The 19,452-nt window shown below is 69.8% G+C and carries 14 protein-coding genes and 4 pseudogenes; 5 read left to right on the top strand and 13 right to left on the bottom strand.

The window, feature by feature from the left end:
• From ACLBX9_RS06320 to ACLBX9_RS06335, 4 genes and pseudogenes are all read left to right on the top strand, one after another.
• Positions 1-990, top strand: a pseudogene (locus tag ACLBX9_RS06320) (IS3 family transposase); the annotation flags it as partial.
• A 28-nt stretch (positions 991-1,018) separates the two neighbouring features.
• A pseudogene (locus tag ACLBX9_RS06325) lies at positions 1,019-1,707 on the top strand (IS256 family transposase); the annotation flags it as partial.
• A 654-nt stretch (positions 1,708-2,361) separates the two neighbouring features.
• On the top strand, positions 2,362-3,246 hold the full coding sequence (locus tag ACLBX9_RS06330; protein WP_447718306.1) for a hypothetical protein: 885 nt from the start codon (positions 2,362-2,364) through the stop codon (positions 3,244-3,246).
• Positions 3,247-3,606: 360 nt separating this feature from the next.
• Positions 3,607-3,857 (top strand): annotated as a pseudogene (locus ACLBX9_RS06335) (integrase); the annotation flags it as partial.
• Here the strand turns inward: ACLBX9_RS06335 and ACLBX9_RS06340 are convergent.
• The 6 genes and pseudogenes from ACLBX9_RS06340 to ACLBX9_RS06365 form a co-directional block, all read right to left on the bottom strand.
• Positions 3,848-4,227, bottom strand: a pseudogene (locus ACLBX9_RS06340) (IS630 family transposase); the annotation flags it as partial. The pseudogenes ACLBX9_RS06335 and ACLBX9_RS06340 sit on opposite strands and share 10 nt — an antisense overlap.
• 58 nt (positions 4,228-4,285) lie before the next feature.
• Complete coding sequence (locus tag ACLBX9_RS06345) at positions 4,286-5,338, bottom strand: alpha/beta hydrolase (protein ID WP_447718307.1); 1,053 nt, start codon at positions 5,336-5,338, stop codon at positions 4,286-4,288.
• Positions 5,339-5,357: 19 nt separating this feature from the next.
• Positions 5,358-6,473, bottom strand: coding sequence for an alpha/beta fold hydrolase (locus ACLBX9_RS06350; protein WP_447718308.1), 1,116 nt, complete (start codon positions 6,471-6,473; stop codon positions 5,358-5,360).
• 103 nt (positions 6,474-6,576) lie between these two features.
• Positions 6,577-7,983 (bottom strand): MFS transporter, encoded by a 1,407-nt coding sequence (locus ACLBX9_RS06355; RefSeq protein WP_447718309.1) that lies wholly within the window; start codon positions 7,981-7,983, stop codon positions 6,577-6,579.
• 86 nt (positions 7,984-8,069) lie between these two features.
• Positions 8,070-9,593: an aldehyde dehydrogenase gene (locus ACLBX9_RS06360; RefSeq protein ID WP_010684740.1), complete on the bottom strand. Its 1,524-nt coding sequence runs from the start codon at positions 9,591-9,593 to the stop codon at positions 8,070-8,072.
• Between the two features lie 61 nt (positions 9,594-9,654).
• Positions 9,655-10,287: a GntR family transcriptional regulator gene (locus ACLBX9_RS06365; RefSeq protein WP_447718310.1), complete on the bottom strand. Its 633-nt coding sequence runs from the start codon at positions 10,285-10,287 to the stop codon at positions 9,655-9,657.
• Between the two features lie 124 nt (positions 10,288-10,411).
• On the opposite strand from ACLBX9_RS06365, the gene ACLBX9_RS06370 reads away from it, so the two are divergent.
• Positions 10,412-11,200, top strand: coding sequence for an alpha/beta fold hydrolase (locus tag ACLBX9_RS06370; protein WP_010684738.1), 789 nt, complete (start codon positions 10,412-10,414; stop codon positions 11,198-11,200).
• Between the two features lie 21 nt (positions 11,201-11,221).
• On the opposite strand, the gene ACLBX9_RS06375 is transcribed toward ACLBX9_RS06370, so the two are convergent.
• From ACLBX9_RS06375 to ACLBX9_RS06405, 7 genes are all read right to left on the bottom strand, one after another.
• Positions 11,222-11,893, bottom strand: a complete 672-nt coding sequence (locus tag ACLBX9_RS06375) for a GDYXXLXY domain-containing protein (protein ID WP_447718311.1) — start codon at positions 11,891-11,893, stop codon at positions 11,222-11,224.
• Complete coding sequence (locus ACLBX9_RS06380; protein ID WP_447718312.1) at positions 11,890-13,227, bottom strand: DUF2157 domain-containing protein; 1,338 nt, start codon at positions 13,225-13,227, stop codon at positions 11,890-11,892. The genes ACLBX9_RS06375 and ACLBX9_RS06380 overlap by 4 nt, the downstream gene beginning before the upstream one ends.
• A 219-nt stretch (positions 13,228-13,446) precedes the next feature.
• Positions 13,447-14,898 (bottom strand): NAD-dependent succinate-semialdehyde dehydrogenase, encoded by a 1,452-nt coding sequence (locus ACLBX9_RS06385; protein WP_447718313.1) that lies wholly within the window; start codon positions 14,896-14,898, stop codon positions 13,447-13,449.
• Complete coding sequence (locus ACLBX9_RS06390) at positions 14,895-15,761, bottom strand: alpha/beta fold hydrolase (protein WP_447718314.1); 867 nt, start codon at positions 15,759-15,761, stop codon at positions 14,895-14,897. The genes ACLBX9_RS06385 and ACLBX9_RS06390 overlap by 4 nt, the downstream gene beginning before the upstream one ends.
• Positions 15,758-16,117, bottom strand: coding sequence for a hypothetical protein (locus ACLBX9_RS06395; protein WP_447718315.1), 360 nt, complete (start codon positions 16,115-16,117; stop codon positions 15,758-15,760). The genes ACLBX9_RS06390 and ACLBX9_RS06395 overlap by 4 nt, the downstream gene beginning before the upstream one ends.
• Positions 16,114-18,213, bottom strand: a complete 2,100-nt coding sequence (locus ACLBX9_RS06400) for an acetate--CoA ligase family protein (protein WP_447718316.1) — start codon at positions 18,211-18,213, stop codon at positions 16,114-16,116. Before ACLBX9_RS06400 ends, ACLBX9_RS06395 begins: the two co-directional genes overlap by 4 nt.
• A gap of 3 nt (positions 18,214-18,216) precedes the next feature.
• On the bottom strand, positions 18,217-19,392 hold the full coding sequence (locus ACLBX9_RS06405) for an acyl-CoA dehydrogenase family protein (protein WP_010684731.1): 1,176 nt from the start codon (positions 19,390-19,392) through the stop codon (positions 18,217-18,219).
• Between the last annotated feature and the right edge of the window lie 60 nt (positions 19,393-19,452).

A 19,452-nucleotide genomic window follows, 5' to 3' on the forward strand; every position in this document is an offset into this window, starting at 1 on the left:
CGTTCGCGCTTCGGCGGCATGGAGGTCTCGGACGCGCGCCGCCTCAAGGCGCTCGACGAAGAGAACCGCAAGCTCAAGAAGCTGCTGGCCGAGGCGATGCTCGACGTAGCGACGCTGCGTGAGGCGCTGGGAGAAAACTTCTGACGCCCGGCGCACGGAGAATAGCCGTGAGCTGGGCCATCGAGGAGAAGGGCTATTCGCAGCGTCGCGCCTGCAGGCTGATCGGCCTGGAGCCGAAGACGTACCGCTACGCCTCGACCCGTGACGACGACGCGGCCGTGCGGGTACGCCTGCGCGGCCTGGCCGGCGAGCGCCGCCGGTTCGGCTACCGACGCCTGCTCATTCTGCTGCGGCGGGAGGGCCTCACGCTCAACCACAAGAAGCTCTTCCGGCTCTACCGAGAGGAACGGCTGTCGGTGCGCAAGCGCGGGGGTCGCAAGCGAGCACTGGGCACGCGAGCGCCGGCCGCGGTGCCGCAGGAGCCGAACCAGCGCTGGAGCCTCGACTTCGTCTCCGACACGCTCGACGACGGGCGCCGCTTCCGCATCCTCGTCGTGGTCGATGACTGCACGCGGGAGTGTCTGGCCCTGGTGGTCGACACGTCGCTGTCTGGACAGCGGGTCGCGCGCGAACTCGACCGGATCATCCAGGGCCGAGGCAAGCCGCTGATGATCGTCTCGGACAACGGCACCGAGCTGACCTCGCATGCCATCCTGCGCTGGCAGGAGGAGCAATGCGGTCGAGTGGCACGACATCGCCCCCGGCAAGCCGCAGCAGAACGGTTTTGTCGAAAGCTTGAACGGGCGCTTGCGCGACGAGTGCCTGAACGAGCATCTCTTCCGGAGCCTGTCAGCGGCCCGGACCATCATCGAGGCGTGGCGGGTCGACTGCAACACCTGCCGCCCGCACACGAGCCTCGGCGGGCTCACCCCAAACGCGTTTGCAGCCCGGTCCCGACAGGACCAGAACCAGAACGGACTCTGGTTATGAACGAGGGCAAACAGGGGGCAAGGTCAACGGCCGCATCGTCTCTGTCGCTGTGATCGTGGCGGTGGGCGTCAACGGCGACGGCCGTCGCGAGGTGCTCGGCATGGATGTCGGCCCCTCCGAAGCCGAGACGTTCTGGACGGACTTTCTCCTCAAGCTCGCTCACCGGGGGCTGCGCGGCGTGAAGCTGGTCATCTCGGACACGCACGAGGGCATCAAGGCGTCAGTGGCCAAGGTCATGAACGCGACTTGGCAGCGCTGCCGTGTCCACTTCATGCGCAACGTGCTCGCCCATGCCGGGCGCGGCGGGCGGCGTGTCGTCTCCGCCTTCATCGCCACGGCGTTCGCCCAGGATGACGCCGAGGCGGCCCGGCTCCAGTGGCGGCGCGTCGCCGATCAACTCCGGCCCAAGGTCCCCAAGCTCGAAGCGCTGATGGACGAGGCCGAGCCGGACGTGCTGGCCTACATGGGCTTCCCGGCCACACACCGGGTCAAGCTCCACAGCACGAACCCGCTGGAGCGCCTGAACAACGAGATTAAGCGCCGGACCGAGGTCGTCGGCATCTTCCCCAATGAGGCGGCCATCACCCGCCTTGTGGGCGCAATCCTGCTGGAACAGGACGACGAATGGGCCGTTCAGCGAGCCCGTTAATCACTCTGGAAAGCATCGCCCTAATCGGCGATGATCCTCTCGTCAGCCTGCCCACCCTGGCAGCCTGATCCTCCCGGCCCAAGCCGGTGATCGTGGTGCCTCTCAGCGAGCTACACCACGCCAGGGGACACTACCGGCGACCCATCGCAAGGCCAAGGTAGTTCCGCGAATGGCTCGAAGCAGGCATCCGGTCTCCGCGGCCAGTCTCGACCCGAAGCAGTATCGAGCGAATTCGGTCTGGCCAGCGTGCAATCCGCCGATGTCGCCAGCCTCAAGGGCGTGGCGGACGGACAGCGCGAAGGTTATGGGATTGCGCAGATCGGCTCCCAGGGGGCACGCGCTATCGACGCATCAGCGCTTACCCAATCGATTTTCCACCACGCCAAGCGACAAAAGGACCTCTTGGAGATTCATTCCCAGTGAAGACAAATTCATCCGGTCATTATTCTCCACACAGCAACGCAAGCGATGCGGTTCGGTCCATTCAAGATGATGTCGACGACATATGCTGCAAATTTACATAAATCGATAACATCAGTATCAAAATATTTAAAAAAAATATCTAATAATCGCCTTAGCAGTATTAGTTATGATCATTGGCAATGAGGCTGCTTTAGTCTACCCTAAGCGGCGCGTGACGCAGTAGCAAATACGCAACACGATTGACAATGGACATCATCTCGGCGACTCATATCACGAATCCGTGAGCGACGGCGTGAAGAATGATGACGGTTGAGTTTTGCGAGAAATGGCTCTCCGATTTTTGGGAAAGCGCCAATAAATCCAATCTAAAAATTCCATTCTACCTTGCAGCGCATCTAAGGCTGACCCTGCAGGCCGTAAGATGCATGTATAGACTTCCGCCCCTACAAGCCTCCTTGAGTGACGGCCCTGAAGGGATTGCCATCAGAGAATCCTTAGAGCGGATTTGCTTGGCAAAATTATTTCGCTTGGGCAAAACAGGAGCCTGCGTCCTGTCGATACCTCCGATCTCATCCGAATATAGCTTGGGCTCAAGCAAGCAAACACTTCGCAGAAAAGTGCGTTCTGCATTGAAATCAGGCGTCACATGTCGAGAGGTTACTGATTTAAAGCAGCAGAAATATCTGTCTGAGTTAGTTAATCGGGCAGAAAGAAATAATTGCAGTCAATTTCACCGGAATGATCGCGCGGATTGCGTCGCACTGGTAGGATTTGGTTTGTGGACCGCAGCATTCGACGATAATGGTGAGCCACTAACGGTTGCCATTACACCGACTGACGGGGAATTTGCTCTTCTCCAGAAATTCATTTCCCTTGGAAAGGCCCAACAGCATTCAGATGCTCGATATATACTTCATCAAGCCGTAGTTGAGCGACTGTCCAATCATAAGGTGCGGTATTTGGTTGACACGCGCAGCCCGGCAGAATTGCCAAATGGGCTGAGACATTTCCAGCGGATGCTCGGGTTTCGTATTTCACGAATACACCTATCGCGTGCATCGAGCGTCTATAGTCGCTCTCGCGCGACACGAGCCGTGCGCCTAGCGACGCTTGCGTCGCACTCCGCTAAATTCACAACCTCATGCGGGCTCCTCTATGCGAATACGATGACTGCTGTTTTGTGACGATGACAGGCCGGGAACGTGCAGCAGCGCTTTTGGCCGCGCCACGGCATTAAATGCTTTCCCACTCGGAAGGTCCTGATTCCCCTCGTGAGCCCTGGACTAAAGTTCGCCTCGGGTAACTCCTCAGCCCATCCGCATCTCGGCAGCCGACACCCCAGAGCGAACGTAGCCGCGAAGCGCGTTGATCACGAGCCGAAGTTGCCGGACACCTGACGAGCGGCTGCTTTGAAGGAGCACTCTCGTCGCGCCAGGCGGCTGGCATAAGTCGCCTGCGGAACGTCTGCTTATGCCACCCATCTCCGGAGCATCGGTTCGGGTGTCTCCTCGCCTTGTCGGCATGAGCCGGCGAGGAGACAGACAATGGGACACGCTGCAGATGATCCGCCACGAAAGGACGGCTGGCCTGGAACGCGGGCCGCAAGCTCGGCGCTAAGCGCCCCCTCAAGACTCAGCAGGTCTGGGCCATCCGGTTTTGGCTCGACCGCGAACAGGGCATGCGCGATCGGGCGATGCTCGACCTTGCCATTGATAGTAAGCTGCGAGGTTGCGATCTCGTCACGCTCAGGATCGGCGACCTCGGCAGCAGCGGTTGTTTCCGTAGTCGGGCCATGGCGGCGTTGGCTGCGGTCTCGTTGATGAACACGAGGCGATCCGGGTCGAGGGCGGGTTCGCCCTCGACCCGGATCGCGCGCAGCTCTCACGTCCTCCCGGTCCTGCTCGGCCGCGTGGCCCGTACTTTGTTTCGCGAAATGCCGTGGCGCCTGAAGGAGCGCGAGAGGCTACTCTGGGCCACGCAGATGCCATGCTCGGCCAGAGCCGCACGGAGTTCGTGGCAGGTCGATGCCGGGCTGCGCCTCGTAGAGGGAGACGATCAGAGCGGCCTGCACCTTGATCCGTCCGGTGCGAGCGCTGATCGCCGCCCATCGGGTTGGACGCGACGTGGCCCTCACGGGCGAAGCGCTCACACCACCGACTGGCGCTCTCCTTCGCCGACCAACCCTTCACCTCGCCAGCCGTTTCATCACGCTCGGATGGTGCCCTAGCGGTCCAGATGCTTGTCGAAGAAGTGCGCGATCTCTTCGAACACCGCCCGCGTCTCCGGCGCGGTGTCGTCCCGGATATACTGGGCGTGGGACTGCCCTTCCCCAACCTGAAGGAAGGCCTCCACGCCGGCCTCGCGCAGCTTGCGATGCACGCGCACGGTGTTCGAGAGCAGCAGATCGCGGGTACCGGTGGTCAGGATGGCGGGTGGAAAGCCCTTGAAGTCGCCGTAGACGGGCGAGAGCATCGGGTCCTTGAGGTCGTGACCGTCCGCATAGACCTTGGCGCCGTCGTCGCAGAAGCCGTCCGGCGAGACGAGCACGTTGTCGAGCATGGCGTTCGTCACGAAGCTGTCGCCGACCTTGGTGGTGTCCGACATCGGCGTGCCGGGTGCGATGGCGGCGGGGAGCGGCAGCCCCTCCCGCTTCGCCCGCAGCACCAGGGCGAGGGTCAGTGCGCCGCCGGCCGAGGTGCCGAAGATCGCGGTCTTGCGCGGGTCCGTCGTCCGCGTCACGGCCTTCCAGACCGTCATGGCGTCGTCGTGGGCGGCCGGATAGACGGCCTCCGGCGGCATGCGGTAGTCGACCGAGACCACCTTGAAATGGCCGAACCCGGCCATGAACAGCGCCTCCGGCAGGCCGGCCTCGCCGGGGTTGAGCACGTAGCAGCCGCCGTGGACGTGGACGAGGACCCGGTCGCGGTTCTCCGGCGGGACGACCTCGGGGGTCACGATGAAGGCCCGCACCCCGTCGATCGTCGTGCGCTCGACCTTGACGTGCAGGCGCTCGATCATGCCGGGGACGAGCTTCCGGAGCGCCTCGGCACCGGCCTCGGCGACGGGCTTCCAGGCCGCGCCGTCCTTCGGGTGGATGTCCCAGTTCGTCCGCAGCGGCATGCCGATGATCTTGCCCATCTGCGGGCTGACATCGGCGGGCACCGGCACGGACTTGGCCGGAACCTGCAGCGGCGCGGCCTGCTGCTGCGCAGCCGCAGGCCCGGCGGCGAGCGCCGCCAGAGCCGCGCCGAGCGCGATCGCCGTCTGTCCGATCATCGCCTGATCCCTCGCTGTCTCAGCGGGCGCGCGGCGCGCCCGCGTCCAGGAAATCCCGGACCGTCCGGTTCATAAACTCCACGTCCGCGGCCTTGGTCGCCGTGGCCGTGGTGTGGCCCTGCACGGACGGCACGGCGACGACGCTCGCCTGCGGGATGAAGGCGCCGGCCTCGCGCGCCTCCTCGACCGGATTGTACAGGTCGAGGTTGCCGCCGGTGAGGATCAGCGTGCGGGCCCGGATCGCGGCGAGCGCCTTCCGGACATCGCCGCCGAAGCCGGGGGTCTGGCCGATATCGTGGCGGTCGTAGGCCCAGGTCTGGGCGATCCAGTCGTTGGCGTCGAAGCCGGCCTTCAGCACCGCCTCCTCCTGGGCGCGCATCCAGGGCAGGATCTCGAGAGGCTGCGGAGCGATGCGGCGCAGGGCCTCCGGCGTCCGGGCGGCCAGCACCTGCAGGATGTCGGCGCGGAGCCGCCAGCCCTGCTCGGGCTGCCGGTCGTAGGCGCCGTCCTTGAAGGCGGGGTCGAGCATCAGCGCCTTGCGGGTCGCCTCGTTGACGGCGATCGACCACGGGGCGGTGCGCGCCATCGGGGTGAGCGCCACCAGGGCGTCCATGAAGCCCGGGTGGCTCACGCCCCATTGCAAAGCCTGCATGCCGCCCATCGAGGCGCCCGCCACCGCCACCAGATGGGTGATCCCGAGGCGGTCGAGGAGCCGCTTCTGGCTCTCCACCATGTCGCGGATGGTGAAGTGTGGGAAGGCGGTGCCGTGCTGGCTCGCGCTGTTGCTCGGGCTCGTGGACAGGCCGTTGCCGATCGCGTCGGTGGCGATGACGAAGTACTTGTCGGTGTCGAGGCCCTTGCCGGGACCGATGAGGAAGTCGATCCGGTGATGGTTGCCGCCAATCGCCGTCGTCATCAAGATCGCGTTGGACTTGTCGGCGTTCAGCGTCCCGTGGGTGACGTAGGAGATCGCGAAGTCCCGGATGGTCTCGCCGCTCTCCAGGGGCAGGTCGCCGAGCGGCTCCAGCCGATGCGGCGGGTCGTTCGGTCCGTGCGCCGCGGAGGGCGACAGGCCGGCGACCAACAGGGCGGCGGCCAGGACCCAGCCCAGAGGCCTGCGGTGTGGTGTGCGCATCGGAAGTCTCGCCTTCGAACGTGTTGATGCGTCCCGCGGGCCGAACCCCGCCACCGTTCCGGAGCGCCGCGCGGCGCCGGAACGGCAAAAGCCCGTGCGGCGCTCAGGCGATCGGGCGCGGCACCGCGCTGCGTGCCCCGGAACCCGCGCCGTCCTCGGCCGGCGCGAGGCCGGGCTCCAGGCTCTCCAGGCTCTGGCGGCGCGGCTCGACGCCGAACACGGCGACCGCCACGATCTGAATGGCCAGGAGCCCGATCATCAGGCCGGTCACGCCCGCGATGCCGTAGGCCTCGAACAAGCTCACGACCAGGAAGGGCGTCACGATCGTCGCCCCGCGCCCGACCGTGTTGCACAGGCCCGACGCCCGCAGCCGCACCTCGGTGGGGAACAACTCGGGGATGTAGATCCCGAAGAGCAGCGCCACCAGCACGTAGATCGGCACCGTCAGGCCGAAGCCGACGAGCGGCAGCAGGACCGGATCCGACGTCATCGGGTAGAGGATGCCGAACAGGATGGCGGCCGCCGAGGCGCCGATGATCGTCGGCTTCCGGCCCCAGCGGTCGGCGGTCAGCGCGCCGATGGCGCTCCCCACCGGCGCTCCGAGGCCCATCAGCAGCGCGTAGCCGAAGGAGGTCGCCACCGAGAGGCCCTGCCGGATGAAGAAGGTCGGCAGCCACGTCACGAAGCCGTAGAGCAGCGTGTTGATCACCACGAGGCACAGGCAGCCCAGCAGAAGCCGCGACAGCAGCGGCGGCCGGAACAGGGCGGCGAGACCGAGCTGCGGCACCGGCGCCAGCGCGGCGGCCGGTGGCAGGGGCGCACCGCGGGCGGCCTCCGCCTCGATGGTGCGCATCAGCGCCTCGGCCTCGGCGTGGCGGCCCACGGCCTCGAGCCAGCGCGGCGACTCAGGCAGGCTCTTGCGGGCGTACCAGACGGCCAAGGCCCCCAGGCCGCCCAGCGCGAACATCGCCCGCCAGCCGAAGACCGGGATCACGAGGTATCCGACGAGCGAGGCCGCCGGCAGGCCCGTCACCACGAACACCGCCATCAGGCCGAGGAAGCGCCCCCGCGCCCGGGCCGGGACGAACTCGGTCATGGTCGAGTAGCCGACCACGTTCTCCGCCCCGAGGCCGACGCCCATGATGAAGCGCAGGATGATCAGGACCGTCATGTTCGGCGCGAAGGCGGCGCCGATGGCGGCGAGGCCGAAGACCAGGAGGTTGGCCTGATAGGTGAAGCGCCGGCCGTAGCGGTCGCCGAAGAAGCCCGTGAGGAACGAGCCGGCCATCATGCCCACGAAGGTCGCCGAGACGAACCACGCGTTCTGCGGCAGGGTCGAGAAGCCGCTCTTCAGCGTCGAGCCCAGCACGGTGGCGGCGATGTAGATGTCGAAGCCGTCGAAGAACATGCCGATCCCGATCAGCCACATGATGCGGCGGTGGAACGGGCCGATCGGCAGGCGGTCGAGGCGGCCTCCGGCGTTGACCGCCGGGCTCACGGGTTCGGACATGGGGCGTTTCCCTCCGGAATGCGGAACCGGCGCGGAAGGGGTGTCCGTCTGGCGCGGACGTGTCCTCCCCCCACGCCGTCGGATCGTCAGTTCAGGCGGCGCTGGCCGGCCGTGTCGCGGTACCAGTCGAAGGGCCCGTCGCCGGTGGCGACCATGATGCTCTTCACGTCGAAATGGTCGTTGAAGCTCTCGATGCCGCACTCGCGGCCGAGCCCGCTGTCACCCACGCCGCCCCAGGGCGAGGCCGGGTCGAGGCGGTGATGGTCGTTGATCCAGACGATGCCGGCCTTGACCGCGTGGGCCACCCGGTGGGCGCGGGCGACGTCGCGGGTGCGGACCGCCGCCGCGAGGCCGAAGGGCGAGTCGTTGGCGAGCCGGAGCGCGTCGGCCTCGTCCTCGAAGCGGGTGACGCTGGTGAAGGGCCCGAACACCTCCTCCTGGAAGATGCGCATGTCGGCGGTGACGTCGGCGAACACCGTGGGCTCCACGAAGTAGCCGCCCTCGAAGCCCGGCACCCGGGCCGCCTGCCCGCCCGCGACCGCGCGGGCGCCTTGGTCGCGGCCGTATCCGGCGTAGGCCAGCACACGGTCGCGCTGGCGCTCGGAGATCACCGGCCCGAGCTGGGTCGCCGGGTCGAAGGGGTCGCCGAGGCGGATCGCGGCGGTCTTGGCGGCGAGCCGCTCCACGAACTCGTCGTAGATCGAGGCCTGGACGAGGTGGCGGCTGCCGCACACGCAGGTCTGGCCGGCGCCGATGAAGGCGCCGAAGGCGGCGTAGTTCACCGCCCGCTCGACATCGAAATCGTCGAACACCATCACGGGGGTCTTGCCACCGAGCTCCATGGTCTGGTGGGCGAAGACCTTCGCGGCGGCCGAGCCGGCGATCCGGCCGGCCTCGGTGCCGCCGGTGAGCACGAGCTTGTTGATGTCAGGGTGCTCGGCGAGCGCCTTGCCGGTGGAGGCGCCGAGCCCCAGCACGATGTTGAACACACCCGGCGGCAGGCCGGCCTCGGTGAAGATCTGCGCGAGCTTCAGGGTGGTCAGCGGGGTGTACTCGGACGGCTTGACGACCGTCGTGCAGCCGGTGGCGAGCACCACCGCCAGGGACTTGCACAGGATCATCAGCGGGTGGTTGAACGGGGTGCAGTTCGCCACCACGCCGATCGGCGTGCGGCGGGTGTAGTTGAGGTAGTTGCCCTCGACCGGGATCACGTCGTCCCGCCGCGCCAGCGCCACGCCCGCGAAGTAGCGGAAGAAGTCCGGCAGCCGCGACAGCTGCGCCCGGGTCTCGTTGACCGGCCGGCCGTTGTTGGTGGTCTCCAGCCGGTAGAGCGTGTCGAGGTTGGCCTCGAAGGCGTCCGCGAGCCGGTTCACCAGGCGCGCGCGGGCCCGGATGTCCATGCCGCCCCAGTCCTTGCCCTCGAAGGCGGCGCGGGCCGAGCGCATCGCCCGGTCGACATCGGGCGGCCCCGAGTTCGGGATGCGGGCGATGACCGCGCCCGTGGCCGGGTTGCGCACGTCGATCAGCGTGCCGTCCCCGGCCTCGACCTCGCGCCCGTCGATGAAGTTGCCCCGGGTCTCGATCGCCGGTGCCGGCTCGCGCATGTTCATGGCGTCTCTCCCGTCTCGCGTCGCGCCGCGCGGCCGGCCCGCGGGCCCCGCCGGCGCTGGTTCAGAGGATGACCGCGCTGCGCTCCAGCGCGGTCAGGATGCGGCGCTCGGCCTGGGCGACGTGCGCGCGCACGAGGCGCCGCGCGCCCCGCCCATCGCGACGCTGCACGGCGTCGATGATGGCGGCGTGCTCGTCCACGAGCTGCGCCGGATCGCGCCCGCGGATGCCGTCGAGGCTGACCCGGACGAGCCGGTCGGCCTGCTCGACGAGGTCGCGCACGGTGGCGGCCATGCGCCGGTTCCCAGAGGCCTCGGCCAGGGCGATGTGGAAGGCGCGGTTCTCGGCGATGAAGTCGGCCCCCTCGGCGACCGTGCGGAAGGCGTCGAGGGCGTCGAGGACGGCCTGAGGCGCGTCGGCCGCCGCCTCGGCCGCGCAGGCCGGCTCCAGCGCGAGGCGCATGCGGAGCAGATCGCGCGCGTCGGAGACGGAAATCGCGTTGATCTGATATCCCTGGCGTGCGTGAACCGTCACGAGTCGCTCGCGCTCCAGGCGCAGCAACGCCTCGCGGACCGGCTGGCGGCTCACGGCATAGCGCTGGGCCAGTTCCTGCTCGCGGATCTCCGCGCCCGGCCGCAGCGTGCAGGCCAGGATGTCGGCGCGGATCGCCGCGTAGATGTTGTCTCGGAGCAGCACAGATCGCCTTTCAGTTGATCCATGCTGCCATTCGTGAAATATCACGTCAACCGAGTTTATGCCGCTTGATCGAATGCGTCGGCGGTTTGAAGCCGCCGATCGAACCGGCAAGAAGGGGGTCTGGATGCAGTCGATGGTCGCGAACGGACAGGTGGCGGTGACGGCGTCCGGCGAGGGGCCGCCCCTGGTGCTGCTGCATTCGCTGCTCGCCGACGCGACGAGCTTCGACCGCGTCGCGCCCGCGCTCGGCCGGGATTTCCGGATCCTCATTCCCGACCTGCCCGGCTTCGGCGGCTCCGCGCCGGCGCCGGGCGGGCTCGAGGCCGTCGCCGACCGCGTGGCGCAGGCCGTGCGCGAAGCGGCGGACGGGCAGCCGACGGTCGGCCTCGGCAACGGGTACGGCGGCTTCGTGCTGCTGCTCTGCGCCCTGCGCCACCCGGGCCTATTCGACCGCCTCGTCCTCGCGGATTGCGGCGCCTGCTTCCCCGAGCCGGGGCGTGAGGCCTTCCGCGGCATGGCGCGGGCCGCCGGCGAGAAGGGTCTGGCGGCCATCGCCGACACGGCGATGCGACGCCTGTTCGCGCCCGCCTTCCAGGCCGCGCATCCGGACCTGATGGCAGAGCGGCGCGCCGCCTTCCTGCGCACCGATCTCGCGGTGTTCCAGGACGCCTGCGCGGCGCTCGCCGGCCTCGACCTGCGCGGACGGCTGTCCGAGGTGCGCGTCCCCGTCCTGGTGCTGGTCGGCGAGCATGACGAGGCAACCCCGCCTGCCATGGCGCGCGAACTCGCCGCCGGGCTGCCGGATGCCAGGTTCGTGATGTTGCCGGACTGCGCCCACGTTCCTCAGCTTCAGATCCCTGAAGCCTTCACGGAGGAGGTCGGCGCGTTCCTCGGCTTGCAAGTTGCGCGCTGAGGCGAGCGGACCGGCGGATCCTCACCAGAGGCGTGCGGTCCTGGCGAGCGTGTCGCCCGCCACCGTGATGCCGTCGATCGCCGCCTGTCCGTCCGCGGCCACGCGCACCTCGACGAGAACGTCCTTGCGCGCCGTCCGGTCGAGCTTGGCCGGGACGCCCTGCGGCCCGTACCACTGCTCGATGCCGTAGCTCACGGTGCCGGTCAGGCAGGCCGGGCGCTGGCAGGAGGCGGGCTCCGACGGCTGGCCATCGATGCGACCCGTGCGCGTCCGGCTGGCGAGCGGAGCGCCCTGGCGGACGACCGTGGCCGAGCCCAGGCGGCCCCGGATAAACAGGGCGCCGTCGTCCGGAGGCTCGAACAGCACCTCTTCCGCCCGGTGTATGCCTTGGGCATCGGCGGAGAGGCGGAGATAGACGACGCGGCCCGGCTCGAGACGGCAGCTCTCGCGGGTCTCGAGATCGCAGCCGCTTGGCTTTGTCCCTGCGCCCAAACCCTGGAGGCGTCCGATCTCGTAGGCGAGGAAGCTGTACTCGCCCCGCAGCAAGTCGCGGGGATCCCGCGTCTCGACGGCGAGGCGGACAGGGCGCCCGCCATTCAGCCGCTGCGTTTGCTGCCACGCCACGTGCAGCGACGGCGCCACCTGGATCGCCAGCAGGCCGGCGAAGGCGACGGCCAGACCGAGACGTCTCATGCGGCTCCCCCGGCGATGTGGCGGGCAGCCCTGCGGCAGGCCGCCAGTGCGAGCGTCACGAGGAGCGCGCAGAGCAGCAGGTTGCCCGAGAAGGCGATGAGATTGCTGGAGGCGGCGAGCATGCCGAGCGTGAGGCCGGCCGTCAGCGCCAAGCCCCAGCCGTACAGTTCGCGCCTGTCCTCGAGGTCGCCGGCCACGACGAGGGTCAGGGCCGGCACGATGCCGCCCCACACGGTCCAGAAGGTCGAGGGCTCCCGGCTCGAGCCGGCGATCAGCCACACCAGGAGAGCCAGGGCGGCTGCGGCAAGAACGAGGAGATCGCTCGTGAGGGCCGTCGTCTGCGGAGGGGATCGGAAGCGGGCCAGGACGAAGGCGGCGAGCGCGATCGCCGCGAAGGCCAGGGCCACCGTGACGGTCGGGCGCGCGCCGCCGAAGCCGAGCGTCCGCACCGACACCATGACGATGCCGATCAGGCTGAGGCCGACCGCCGCGCGGCCGAGGGCCTGGGCGCCGTCTTGAAGGTGCGACCGCCATCCGCCCTGAAGCGAGAAGCGGGACAGGACATGGCCCAGGGCGAGGGCGAGCGCAGCGACGGTCAGGATGCGATCCGGCGGCAGCAGGAACGTCAGGCCCGCCGGCGCGCCTCCGAGATGGTTGGTGAGCACGATCAGGAGCAGGAGCAGCGTGAACTCCCGGGCCGGCAGCCGGCCGGACAGGCTCGCGAGGAACAATGCCGGGCCGACCGCCCAGAACCACATCGCCGATCCGGAGCCAGCCTCGCCCCGCACGAGGGCGGAACCGAGACCGCCGAAGCCGACATCCGCCGCGATGAGGGCGATGCAGGCGATGACGGTCGCTCCGCCCGAGCGCGTCACGAGCGCCGTCGCCAGACCGAGGACGGCGACGGTGCCGGCGAAGCCCCGGGGATCTGCGGCCACGTGGAAGGTCTGGCCGACCAGCGCGAGGGTGGCCGTCGCGATGGCGAGGGACAGGGTCGCCAACCCGTCCACGAGCCTGCGCGATGCGCTGGCTCGGTCGCGGCTGTGGCGGCGGGCCGCGAGGTAGCAGCCGGCCACCGCCAGGGCATCGGCGAGGACGAGCACGGCGATCCGCGCAAGGGGTGGCATGGCGGACCAGTTCGCGGCGACGAACGCGATGATGGAGGGCGCTATCAGCAGCAGGATGCAGAGCGCCAGGGCGGTCTGAAGGCGCAGAAGGCCGCGGGGCGCGAGGGCGTGGGCGACGATGCGCTCGGCCTGCTCCGGTTGGATCAGGCCGCGTTCCTGCCAGTCACGGAGATCGCGCCGCAGGCGTGCGGAATAGGATAGCGGCATGGACAGCCTTCATGCGATACAGCGCACTGTATCGAACCAAAGCTTAAAGCTCGGCCGCCGATATTGGATGTGACATCGGTCACATCGCATGATGCTTAGCATCGCCTGAATAGCCTGGAGCGAAATCCGGGTGTTCGGCTCCTCGGCTCCAACGTCCGGGATCCTCGGATGCGGACGGGCAGGACGGCGCCCTCGCGGGTGATGGTCAGCGCCGCCCCGTCACGCCGCGACGGAGACGAAGCGTTGCTGGGTGAAGGCCAGCAGGCCCTCCGTGCCGCCTTCGGCGCCGAACCCGGAATCCTTGAGGCCGCCGAACGGCGTCTCGGGGAAGGAGGCCGCCCAGTGGTTGATGGCCAGGGTGCCGGATTGGACCGCGCGGCTCAGGCGCTCGGCCGTGTACAGGCTGCCGGTGAAGGCGTAGGCCGCCAGCCCGAAGCTCAGCCGGTTCGCCTCGGTGATGGCGGCTTCCAGATCCGCGACGGGCTCGATCAGCGCCACGGGGCCGAACGGCTCCTCATGGCGGGCGCGGGCGGCGGGGGCGAGTCCGGTGAGCACGGCCGGCGCCTGCCAGAAGCCGGGGCCGGCCGGGGCGGCGCCCTCCGCAACCGTGCCGTGGGCGCGGGCATCCTCCACGAGCGCGCGGATCGCGGTGCGGCGGCGGGCGTTCTGGAGCGGGCCCATCTGCGTGCCGGCGTCGAAGGGATCGCCGACGACGATGGTTTCGGTGGCCGCCTGGAACGCGCCGGCGAACCGGTCGTAGGCCGAGGTCTCCACGAGGAAGCGGGTGGGCGCGATGCAGACCTGCCCGGCGTTCCGGAACTTCGCGGTGACGGCGCTGGCGGCCACCGCCTCGACATCCGTGTCGGCCATGACGAGGACGGGGGCGTGGCCGCCGAGTTCCATCACCATGCGCTTCATCGTGCCCGCGCAGAGCGCCATCAGCTCCTTGCCGACCGCCGTCCCCCCGGTGAAGCTGAGAAGCCTCAGGCGGGGATCGGTCGCGAGGCGGCGGCCGATGGCGGGCGGATCGCCGAACACGAGGTTGAGGACGCCCGGCGGCAACCCGGCCTCGATCAGGATCTCGGCGATGGCGAGCGCCGTGGCGGGCGTCGCCTCCGACGCTTTGAGGACAAGGGTGCAACCGGCGCCGAGCGCCCCCGAGATCTTGCGGGCAGGGGTAACGGCAGGGGCGTTCCAGCCGGCCACCGCTCCGACCGGGCCCACCGGCTCGGCGAAGGCGACCATGCGCAGGCCGCGGGACCGCGCCGGGATGTCCCGGCCGTAGAGGCGCCGGCCCTCCTCCGCCGCCCACTCGAACATCTCGCAGGCCACCTCGACCTCCGCCTCGGCCTGCGCCAGGGGCTTCCCGAGTTCCAGGGCGATCAGCGCCGCGACGGCGGCTCTGCGCCCGCGCAGCCGCTCGGCCGCCCCGCGCAGGATGCGCCCACGGGCCAGGGCTGGCGTGTCGCGCCAACCGGGGAAGGCGTCCGCCGCGGCCTGGATCGCCCGGTCGAGATCGTCCTCCCGGGCCACGGGCAGCCGGCCGAGGACGGCCTCGTCGCTCGGATCGACGACGGGGACGGTGCCGCGCTCACCCGCGGCGATCCATTCGCCGCCGATCAGCAGCCGCAGGGTGGGGTAGGCGGAGACGGCGGCGGCTCGGCTGGTCATCGGGGGGCTTCCTCGGCCGCAAGGATCTGGGACAGGACCGGCCGCAGGTGGACGAGGAAGCCCTCCGGGTCCTCGCTCATCGGGAAGTGCCCCATGCCCGACATGATCGTCGCCTGGGCGCCGGGGATGCGGGCGGCGGCTTCCAGCGTGTCCTGCGGGGTGCAGCTGTAATCGTACTCGCCGGTCAGCAGGTGGACCGGGCATCGGCCGGTATCGATGCCGCCCAGGCGGTCGCGGATATCGCCGTCGATCTTGTAGAAATGCAGGTCGCCTTTGAAGATGCCCGGCCCGCCCTGCATGTAGTGCCAGAGGGTCTCCCAGCGGTTCGCCTCCGAGGCCGAGGGACCGATCAGCCCGGAGACGACCGCCGCGGCGACCTCGCCGTGCACATCCGGCCGGTGGAGCCACTGCGTGTCGTAGTAGGGATCGACGTGGGCGCCCGCCTGGAGGCCGATCACGGCGCGGAAGGCGTCGGGATGCTCCAGGGCGAGGTGCAGGACGATCCGGCCGCCGATCGAGCAGCCCATCGCCACTGGGCGGTCGAGGCCGAGGGCCTGCCCGACGCCGAGCACGATGTCCGTGTAGTCGCGGGAGGTGAGTCGGTATTCCAGCGCCTCGTGCCAGCCGGCGGGCGGGGAGGACTTGCCGTGCCAGGGCAGGTCGAAGGCGATGACGCGGAAGCGCGCGGCGATCTCGGGGTCGTTGAGGATCGCCCGGAACTGGCGGCCGTCGCTGCCGGCGGTGTGGAGGCACAGGAGCGGGATGCCCGCGCCGGCCTCCTCGACGTAGAGCCGGTGCGGCTTCCCGAGCAGGTCGAGGTGGAGGTAGCGGCCGGTGACCGGCTCGAATCGAGGGGCGCTCACGCGGTCCTCCTCAGGCTTGTCAGCACGAACTTGAAGTAGAACAGGTTGGCCATGAACGGGTGCATGTCGCCCTCGATGGCGAGGCGCCGGGTCTTCACCAGGGCGAGGAGGTCGTGGGAGCCCGGCGGCGGTTCGGGCGACCAGAACGCCTCCCAGGCCTCGCGGGGCGCCCGCAGGGCGAAGGTCCAGCGCGGCATGACGAAGGGCCCCTTGCGCACCTCCGCGACGTGGCCCTCGGCGATGCGCACGAGCCACGCCTCGGGCCCAACCCCGAGGAGGAAGGTGGTGTTGACGAAGCGACCCCGGTGGGTGAGCCACGCGTTGCCGTTGACGCGCTCGGCCAGCGTTTCGATCATGCTCCGGCTCCTCCCTGTGCGGATGCGCAGCGGACGACCGCGTCGACCGCCACGACGCCGTGCCCCGCGCGCCGCACGATCAACGGGTTGATCTCGGCCTCGACGATCTCCGGCCCGGCCCGGGAGATCGCCACGACGGCATCCGCGAGGGCATCGAGATCACCCCTCGGCCGGCCCCGGTAGCCCGCGAGCGCCCCGATGGCCCGCACCTCGCCGATCATCGCCAGCGCCTCCGCCCGATCGACCGGGGCGAGCCGCAGGCTGCGATCGCGGTGGATCTCGGCCAGGATGCCGCCGGCCGCGAGCATCACCACGGGGCCCGCCTCCGGGTCCCGGCGCAGGCTGAGCAGCACCTCGCCGACACCCTGTGCCATCTCCTGGACCAGCAGCCGCTCCACAGCGACCTCCGGCGCCGCCCGCGGCACGTCCCGCGCGATGCGAACCAGGGCTTCCCGCAGGCCGTCATCGTCCCGCACGCCGAGGACGACGCCGCCGAGTTCCGTCTTGTGCAGCACGTCCGCCGAGAGCAGCTTGACCGCCGCCGGGTAGCCGATGGGGGATGTCGTGGCGTCCGGTGCCACCACCGCGTGCGCGGCGACGGGGATGCCGAGCCGGTCCAGCACCACGTAGCCCTCCGCCTCGTCGAGCTGGCGCGGGCGCGCCGGGGACGTTCCGGCCTCGGTCATAGGCTTGGCCGGCCGGCGCCCGAGCACGGCGGCCACGACGTCGCCGCAGGCTTCCGGCGTTCGGAAACAGGGGATCCCCGCCCCGGCGAGGCGGGCCAGAGCCTCGGGCGCCTCCGGCGCGACGAAGGCGACGAGCGGCTTCCGCGCCCCCGCGGCGGCCTCGACGATCCCCGGCACCAGGAGTTCCGGCTGAAACCGGGCCGAGGAGCCGGCGACCGCGACGACCACGTCGAATTCGGGGGCGGCGAGGAGCGTCTCCAGGGCGGCCCTCATCACGGCCGGGCGCGTGCCGGCGAGCGTCAGATCCACGATCCGTCCGGGCGCCGTCGCGACGCCCCGGGCGGCGAGGGCCGCCATCGTCTCCGCGCTTGGGGACATGACCGCGACGTCCCGCAAGCCGAACTGGTCGACGACCATCGCCGCGCCGCCCCCGGTCGTCGTCACGACGGCGACCTGCGGCCTGCGGGTGGCCCCGGCACCGGACGGCGCGGCCGGGCCGGCCCGCCGCAGCAGCGCCGGGCCCTCGATCAGGCCTTCCAGCGTCTCGACGCGGCAGATGCCGCAATCCTTCAGGAAGGCATCGGCGATCCCGTCCTCGCCGGCGATGGCCCCGGTATGCGATTGCGACAGCTCCGCCCCCTGTGCGGAGCGCCCGAGCTTGTAGGCGATGACGGCCTTGCCCCGTGCGGCGGCCGCGAGCGCGAAGGACCGGATCGCCCTTCCGTGCGCGATGCTCTCCAGAAACAGCGCGTAGGTGTCGATCAGCGGATCGTCGAGGGTGGCCGCGCAGATCTCGCCGAGCGACAGATCGAGCTCGGCCCCCGTCGAGACGAAGCCCGCAAAGCCGATCCCCTTGGCGAGTCCCCGCGAGAGGATCGCCCCGATCATGCTGCCCGAGTGGGAGGCGACGAATAATCCCCCCCGCGGCAGCGCCGGCTCCGCGAAGGCGGCGTTGGCGGTCAGCACGAGGCCGGTGTTGACGTTGACGATGCCGATGCTGTTCGGGCCGAGGAGCCGGGTCCGGCTTCCGGCCAGGATGGCGGTCAGTTCGGCCTCCCGCGCACGCCCGGCTTCGCCCGCCTCGCCGAAGCCGCCGGCCAGCACGCTGACGAGGGGAACGCCCCGGGCGACGCAGGCGGCGACGGCCTCCGGGACGCCCTCGGTCGGCGCCAGCACGAAGGCGTGGTCCGGCGTCTCCGGCAGGCTCTCGATGGACGGCCACGCCCGCTCGCCGAGGACGGTCTCCCGGCGCGGGTTGACGGGATAGACGGCCCCCGCGAACCCGGAGCGGCGCAGGAAGCGCAGGGGCCGGGCGGTCGTCTTGCTCACGTCGTCGGACGCTCCAACGACCGCGACCCGTTCGGGCCGGAAGAGGCTCGGCCCGAGACCGTGGGACAATTCGCGGGCCATGGCCTACTCGGCGGCCCGGCGCGGCTCGGCCTTCGGGGCCCGTTGGTCGAAGCGCCGCCCGAAGACATCCTCCGCGATGCGGTTCTTGAGCATCTCGATCGAACCGCCCGCGATCATCCAGCCCCGGGTGCGGCGCATGCAGTACTCGGCCAGCGCCTCCGTCGAGTAACCGGTGCCGCCCATGATCTGGACCGCCTCGTTCGCCGCCTCGAAGCCCGCCGTGTTGCAGGCGAGCTTGGCCATGGCCGTGTCCGCCGCCGTGGGAAGCTCCCCCTCCCGCACCGAGGCGGCGCGGTAGAGCAGGAGTTGCGCCGCGGCGAGTTTCGTCGCGCACTCCGCGAATTTCCACTGCAGGCCCTGGAACTCGCAGAGGGGCCGGCCGAACTGGCTGCGGGTCATCGCGTGCTCGCGGGCGCGGTCGAAGGCGTAACGGCCGAGCGCCAGCGCCCGGGAGGCGTTGCCGAGCCGCTCGACGTTGAAGCCCGCGATCTGGCGCTTGAACCCGCCGGGCCCGAGGAGGACGTTCTCGGCCGGGATGCGGCAATCCTCGAAGTAGAACGGTGCCCATTCCTCGCCGCTCATGTAGGCGGACGGCTTGCCGATGGTGAAGCCCGGCGTGCCGCGCTCCACGAGGACGGAGCCGATTCCGCCGACCCCGGGCCCGAACCGGACGTAGATCAGGAACAGCGCGGCGTCCGGCCCGTGGGTCGAGAAGATTTTGGAGCCGTTGAGGAGATAGCCGTCGCCGTCGGGCCGCGCCGTCGTCTGGAGGTCGGTCGCGGCCGAGCCCGCGTTCGGCTCGGACATGCCGAGGCAGATGACCGTGCGCCCCGCGAGGAGATCGGGCAGGAACCGTTCCTTCTGGGCCGGGGTGGCGTACTCGACGAAGGTGCGGATCGGCCCGAAATTGCCCGCCTGGACCACGTCGGCGCTGCGGGGGCAGGCCGCCGCGACCTGCTCGATGGCGATCACCGCGTCCATGAGCGTGCCGCCCTGGCCCCCGTCCTCGACCGGGAACGTGATGCCGAGCAGGCCCTGGGCCGCCATCTGCCGCGCGACGTCGAAGGGGAAGCCCGGCCGGTGCGCCCGCTCCAGGGCCCCCGGCGCGAGCGCGTCGCCGGCGAAGCGGCGGACGGTGTCGGCGAAGAGGGTCAGCTCCTCGGTGTAGGCGAAGTCCATACGACGTACTCCCGGCCTCCGGGGGCGAGCGATGCCCGCAGGCACGGCCGCTGTCTGGTC

This window comes from Methylobacterium sp. A49B (assembly GCF_053346215.1).